Source organism: Sodalis sp. (in: enterobacteria) (assembly GCF_047607725.1).
In the GTDB taxonomy this organism is placed as follows: Bacteria; Pseudomonadota; Gammaproteobacteria; order Enterobacterales; family Enterobacteriaceae; genus JBLKSS01.
Genome location: NZ_JBLKSS010000243.1, coordinates 1 through 3,723, shown reverse-complemented (window position 1 = coordinate 3,723; position 3,723 = coordinate 1). Strand labels below are relative to the sequence as shown.

Annotated in this window: 6 protein-coding genes, 1 other RNA gene and 1 pseudogene; 1 reads left to right on the top strand and 7 read right to left on the bottom strand. The window is 50.7% G+C overall.

Translation table 11 applies throughout. The features are described 5' to 3' along the window. Nucleotides 1-323: 323 nt before the first annotated feature. Nucleotides 324-653, bottom strand: coding sequence for an MGMT family protein (locus ACMX3H_RS17565; protein ID WP_415211723.1), 330 nt, complete (start codon nt 651-653; stop codon nt 324-326). Between the two features lie 201 nt (nt 654-854). On the opposite strand from ACMX3H_RS17565, the gene ffs reads away from it, so the two are divergent. After that, nucleotides 855-951: signal recognition particle sRNA small type (ffs, locus tag ACMX3H_RS17560), an RNA gene on the top strand. Between the two features lie 492 nt (nt 952-1,443). Here the strand turns inward: ffs and ACMX3H_RS17555 are convergent. The 6 genes and pseudogenes from ACMX3H_RS17555 to ACMX3H_RS17530 form a co-directional block, all read right to left on the bottom strand. Beyond that, nucleotides 1,444-1,647, bottom strand: coding sequence for an HHA domain-containing protein (locus ACMX3H_RS17555; protein ID WP_011410544.1), 204 nt, complete (start codon nt 1,645-1,647; stop codon nt 1,444-1,446). Nucleotides 1,648-1,693: 46 nt separating this feature from the next. After that, complete coding sequence (gene tomB, locus ACMX3H_RS17550; RefSeq protein WP_415211722.1) at nt 1,694-2,053, bottom strand: Hha toxicity modulator TomB; 360 nt, start codon at nt 2,051-2,053, stop codon at nt 1,694-1,696. Between the two features lie 521 nt (nt 2,054-2,574). Then, nucleotides 2,575-2,715, bottom strand: a complete 141-nt coding sequence (gene ykgO, locus ACMX3H_RS17545) for a type B 50S ribosomal protein L36 (RefSeq protein ID WP_415211721.1) — start codon at nt 2,713-2,715, stop codon at nt 2,575-2,577. Between the two features lie 20 nt (nt 2,716-2,735). Continuing rightward, complete coding sequence (locus tag ACMX3H_RS17540) at nt 2,736-2,993, bottom strand: type B 50S ribosomal protein L31 (RefSeq protein WP_415211724.1); 258 nt, start codon at nt 2,991-2,993, stop codon at nt 2,736-2,738. A gap of 151 nt (nt 2,994-3,144) precedes the next feature. Continuing rightward, nucleotides 3,145-3,572, bottom strand: a pseudogene (locus ACMX3H_RS17535) (efflux RND transporter permease subunit); the annotation flags it as partial. Between the two features lie 20 nt (nt 3,573-3,592). Further along, the coding region (locus ACMX3H_RS17530; RefSeq protein ID WP_415210452.1) for a transposase domain-containing protein at nt 3,593-3,723 on the bottom strand (131 nt) is incomplete at its 5' end.

Genomic DNA, 3,723 nt, shown 5'->3' with positions numbered 1-3,723 from the left:
ACTCAAACCGGGATGGAAATAAAAGTTATTAAAATCAATACAATGTGAAAATACAATGAGCATAAGCGTGCAACGTAGGTTTACTGTCTCATACAACAAACCCACCAATAATTCAAGACGTCCTCCACGGGGCGCTTACCTGTAACAACACCTCTTCCCACTGCGGCTGAATAAGACCTGCATAGGCTATGCAAGATCCTTGAAGGACGACCACAGCGCTTGTCAGCGCACCGCATACGGGTTTTTTATAGGGGAGGCGGCGCAACAGATATCCTCTCTCAACGTGAAGAGGTTGAGGTGATATAGCGGGTGGCGATAAGCGCTTAATCGCCGTCTTCCGGACGCCACCGGCAGCGAGCAAGATCAAACCGGCCGCTGTCTTGCAACAACAGCCCTTCGGCCTGCAGCCCCCTGAGCTGGTGGTAAAAATCCTCGCCGCTCAGCGAGATAGCGCCGTGACGATTAACCACTCGATGCCAGGGTAGGTTGCTGCCCTCCGGCGGTCGGCTTAACAGCCCGCCAACTTGCCGAGCGGCGCGCGGTGAGCCGGCCAGGCGCGCCACATCGCCATAGGTCGTTAATCGGCCATAGGGGATGGCGGCCACGATCTGATATACGCGCTGACGAAAATTATCGTGAGAGGGATCGGGCATATTTCAATTCTGCAGTTGAATTCGGCGTGGGAATTATCCTGTCACATTTAGCGTGGCGACCGCAACCCGCCGGCGGTGAAGCGTTACGTGTGATACATATTGGATAAGAAAACGGCGCTTAAACTGCCCTGGCTTGCAATTACCCCAGCCTTAATTGATAATGCCCCGCGCTCGTTTGAAACGAGCTGTCAATGGAGGCCCCGTGGGTGCTCTCGCAACACTACCTTGTGAACTCGGTCAGGTCCGGAAGGAAGCAGCCGCAGCAGGCGACGTGTGTGCCGGGATGTCGCTGGCGGGGCCTCCACTCAATTCAGCCTGTATTCGTCTCGCCCTTTCTTAGACCTACCCGCCCGTTGCGCCGAGGCTATCCCCCCTTTACAGGGAAATAAGCGGTGTTTTTTCCGCAATTGTTCTTTATTAATGACGTCCCGAAATCGTATCTGCCGGTCAGTACATTCCCGTCCGGCACCTGTAAAAATACAATCGTACGAAATAACGCCAAGGCCACCCCGTAAAGATGAGGGAAATCCGACGTAATAAGCACTTGACATCACCGCTTGGGACCTGCGCTTGGAAAAGACCAATAATGTTATTAACCAGTATGATAACGCACTGGCCATTTACATCCGCGTCGCGCGCCAGACAATAGGAGGTTAACCTGACGTCAATGGCGCGAAAAAGAACGATTATCAGCAGGGGCAAGCAATAGGTTATTTAATTGCCGGCGGGCAAAAAAAGGTATTAATAGTCATGTTTATTAACATTAACATTATGTTTAGAATAATCAGTTTTAACGTACATACTTCCAGACAGAAACTGGAACTTTGTCGTACAGCTTGTTCATCGTCAGTTCCGCCAGGCGATGATCGGCGGCGGAATTGAATATCTCCAGTTCGTCATCAGACAGTTCATATTTGTTTTTTTCAATCACACGCTCGAGGGTTTCCAGCGTTCGGCACTTCCTCAAGCGCATTAAATAGTCGATCTTTTTCATTTTTACCTTTTTGTACAGTCAGTTGAACGGGTGTGTTCCTACTTTCTCAGGTTGTACAGAGCTCTGTCTCCGAGAATGTTCCGAATAAACGCCAGCGGCTGCGACGCCAGCGCTGGATATCGTAATTATTGATGCCATAGCTACTGAACAGGGTAAAAGTATCGTCTAAAAAGGTTTCAACCTGATCGGTAAGCTCACTTTCATTATGGTATTTAAGTTTGAAGATGACAATATTCGCTGCTATGTGCTCAATTAATTCGTTAAGCTGCAAATTGACGGCGGAACTTGGGTCATTTACCCAACCATGATAGCTGTCACCCAGACTGGCAATGCCTTCATCATAGAGATTTTCACACAGGTATTTCAATTGCGCAATATCGTAGCGTTTGGGTGAATACTCATCCATATCAGCCCTCCTAACACATAGCAATTGCAGTAATCTTAAAACCCGGCTGGGGACAAGGATCGATACCCACTGCTCAATTCGCCCATTCCAGATTAAAGATAGGATATTTTGGGCGGTTTGGCATCCCATGCTTACATTAACTTACAGTCCCTGAGTCAAAGCCAACCGTGACAGCGAGGCTCAGATAAACAGCGTTGGGATGGGAGTCTCAGCGTTCTCTCATTGCCGGCGTGCTGGTGCGGAATGAAACGGTACGGCTGAATTACTTTTATCAGTGCTGATGCATGATGGATACTTTAAAACTAGCAGACATGTCGGCTAAATAAAAGAGTGTTTTCTTCTTATTCACTCAATTACAATATGTATTTACAAATATGCGTAAATCCCCGCATTTCTCCTATCGTTATCAGGCATATGCCGTTTCACGTCCTAACGACACAAATAAAAAGCGCCGAAGGTATTCCCTCGGTGCAGTTGTACTGACTTTCTGTCCCAGCCCCGGTGCCACCGCGCCATAATTGTCAGCGGCGTGTTTTGCGTCCCTGTACCGCCTTGAAGCGGGGGTTGGATTTGCATATGACATACACGCGCCCGCGTCGACGAACAATCTGACAGTCGGGATGACGCGCTTTGGCGCACTTGAGGGAACTTAATACCTGCATCTACTGGCTTCTCCTGAGGGTTATCCCTGTTGACCGAGGAAACGGCCAAAGCGTTGATTAAAGCGTGCGGTACTCCCGTCTTTGGCTACCGTTCGCTGCTTCCCGGTGTAATAGGGATGCGACGCGCTGGAAACGTCCAGGGTGACATAGGGGTAGGTCGCCCCCTCGTATTCCACTGAGCGTGTCGTGGCGATGGTAGAACCGACCTTAAAGTAGACGTTGGCCGTGGTGTCGTGAAAAACCACCTGACGATAAGGGGGGTGAATAGCGGGTTTCATCATGCTTCTCTTGTTGTTATGTTATAACATAATAATTATAGCGCCAGGGAAGGCATTATACAATCGCCGGGCAGGGGGACCGCCTCACCCCGCAAGACATGAAAAAGGGCCGCAAAAGCGGCCCTGGTTTTAAGGGATGACGACGTCGCGCTTACGGCCGCGGCGGCGGGTTTTCCACGGGATGTCCATGCTCCAGCTCGTCCTGATGGCCCTTTTTACCGAAGCGGCGGCGTACCACCACAAAGAACACCGGTACGAAGAAAATCGCCAACAGGGTAGCGGTGACCATCCCGCCCATGACGCCGGTACCGACCGCGTTTTGCGAGCCTGAGCCGGCGCCGGTGCTGATCGCCAGCGGCAATACGCCGAGGATGAAGGCCAGCGAGGTCATCAGAATCGGTCGTAAACACATACGTACCGCTTCCAAAGTGGCTTCTATCAGCCCTTTGCCTTTCTTCTCCATCAGATCCTTGGCGAATTCCACGATCAATATGCAGTATGGCGTTTTTTGGCCGACAGTCCGATGGTGGTCAGCAGACCAACCTGGAAGTAAACGTCATTGTTCAAACGTAAGCGTACGCCCAGCGCCATATTGACAGTTATTCAGCAGGGATGGTGAGGTTCCACGGCAGGAGCTCTTTGATTTTGTTGATGGGATGATCCGCGATAATCGCCAGCACATGGCGCAGATACGCTTCCGGCTCCACGCCGTTCAGTTTGCAACTGCCGA

What these genes read in the sequence shown, in the direction of transcription:
- ACMX3H_RS17565 (WP_415211723.1), bottom strand. Translation starts at nt 653, where the DNA reads ATGCCCGATCCCTCTCACGATAATTTTCGTCAGCGCGTATATCAGATC.
- ACMX3H_RS17540 (WP_415211724.1), bottom strand. Translation starts at nt 2,993, where the DNA reads ATGAAACCCGCTATTCACCCCCCTTATCGTCAGGTGGTTTTTCACGAC.
- ykgO (WP_415211721.1), bottom strand. Translation starts at nt 2,715, where the DNA reads ATGCAGGTATTAAGTTCCCTCAAGTGCGCCAAAGCGCGTCATCCCGAC.
- tomB (WP_415211722.1), bottom strand. Translation starts at nt 2,053, where the DNA reads ATGGATGAGTATTCACCCAAACGCTACGATATTGCGCAATTGAAATAC.
- ACMX3H_RS17555 (WP_011410544.1), bottom strand. Translation starts at nt 1,647, where the DNA reads ATGAAAAAGATCGACTATTTAATGCGCTTGAGGAAGTGCCGAACGCTG.